The following is a 2,004-nucleotide window of genomic DNA, read 5'->3' as shown; positions in this document are numbered from 1 at the left end:
AAAATGTAACGTACAGTTCCTCCCCCACTAATAAATCCCCCGCTGGCTTCGGCTGGCGGGGGATTTCTGTTTAAGAATATGGGGCGCCCAAGCCTAATCATGCCTCCGTGTGACACATACAATAACAAATACAGCGGGGAGGGAGGTCATGCTTTGCCGGAGGCTACGGGATTTCACTTTACCGGCATAATCATAACCCTCATTCCCTGCTGTTCTACATGCCGCGAGGAGTTGTTGGGAGCCCTCCAAGCCGACAAAAGTTCTAAAGGCCTCAATCCTTCCCTTCATTCAAGAAAAATTTGAAGAAAAAAGGGCGCTTTTTTTCAGTGTCCCTTTAGCCTATAACTTGGAAATGCCGCTTGGCATTCTGCCTGTGCGTTGAATGGTACGAATCTGAGAAGTTGTTATCCGGAATCCAACCAGAATAAACGACGAGGTTACATTGTTAAAGTTAAAAGCTCGTAAGTCTGAAATGTTCTGGCTACCACGGAAAGTTCGAAAATTCCCTGTAAAGTTGCGGCCTGAAAACAGTACTAATGTAACTTGACTAGGAATTACAACATTTCTTAGCCGAAAACTGGAGATGATGTTGTTAAAACCGAATAATCCCAGATTTGAAACTGCCACGCCTCGTCTAAATGTTAGACTTCTTCTAGTAAAGTTAAAACCCGAGAAAAAAGTAACTCTAACATTTCGATTAAATATTAATCCCATCCCTTTCACTCTCCTAAACATAAGATAGTAACAGTGTATGAATTGGTTAATATATTGGCTTGGACTTATGCGATTAATCTGGAACTCTCCCGGATATCGTATCCTGCCCAATTTCAACGCGGCATCCAGCCCTTAAGCATAGCAAAAGTGAGATCCGCTCCATCGCTCGTTATGGTTGTGTTAAACTGCCCGTTATGAAGAAGGGAGCAGTTGCCGTGCTGTCTGCTCCCTGTCTAATTCTACTATCGTATCCGTCGTAAATGAGCCCATTTGCAATATGATACGGTTCTAGCTTAACGGGGCTATCGGCGAAAAATGCAAAAGGAGCTGTCGCAGCGCAACAAGCTCCTAGAAATCGATTTGATTAATTTTTGAATATAATCTAAGACAATGCTTTGGCCAGCAAGTAAAACCGATGCTGTGTCACCTCAAAGTAACCCTGCCGTTCAATATGCAGATGAATACTGTATAGCTCTTCTCTGTATTTATCGACTTTGAAATCCGGAATCTGCCACGGAATGGCCTTCAAATAATAGACCAGTGCGCCGACATCATAGAATCGTTGTCTAAGAAACTGCTCAGACTGTTTCACGACTTCAAGGTGATTCTCCTGCACGCCCCGTATGGCGGCATCGAGCTTCCATTCCGAAAATGCCGTATTTAACGCTACGCCGAATCGTTCGTTGATCTCGAAGCAATCGGTGCCTCCCGACTGTTGAGTTAGGAAATACCCGCCATCGGAGAGCACCCGCCGAACCTCCCGCGGCGAATACGATTCATGCTTGTTCAGCACTAAATCGAACTGGCCGGTCTCAAAAGGAAGACGCTCGTCATCCTCCACAGAAAGGACAGTCACACCCAGCGGCTCCAATAGTTCTTTGGCGACGGACAAGTTCGGCTGATAGCCTTCGGTGGCGCAAACGAATTTCGGCCATGGCCTCAACATTGACAACAACTCTCCGCCGCCGGTCCCCATATCCAGCATCGACTCGGCATCCTGCACGAGAGGGATGGCCATGCTTCCGTATGACCATGCCAAGCAGTCGCTAGTCATTCGCCCTGTTTCTCAATATAGGAAAAGTCCCATCCCGAGAATGGCTGATTTGCTTGCCCGATCCAACGTTCAAATTGCTTGTCTTCTCTTCTCATCTACAAGTCCCTCCAAAATCGTGATCTGCAAATCAAATAGTACTCCATTTACAGATACCGTCCGGTGGGCCACGCGCATAAGGAGATGGGACTTAGTACTCGTGCTCGATCGATCGCATAGAAGTGCTCCTCCCTTTTGAT

The 2,004-nt window shown here is 46.5% G+C and carries 1 pseudogene; it reads right to left on the bottom strand.

What is annotated here, in order from left to right:
* Positions 1–1,096 precede the first annotated feature (1,096 nt).
* A pseudogene (locus FE784_RS40470) lies at positions 1,097–1,863 on the bottom strand (class I SAM-dependent methyltransferase).
* Positions 1,864–2,004: the final 141 nt, after the last annotated feature.

It is taken from the genome of Paenibacillus hemerocallicola (assembly GCF_006265175.1).
Classification (GTDB): Bacteria; Bacillota; Bacilli; order Paenibacillales; family NBRC-103111; genus Paenibacillus_AB; species Paenibacillus_AB hemerocallicola.
This window is presented reverse-complemented; position numbering and strand designations above follow the sequence as displayed.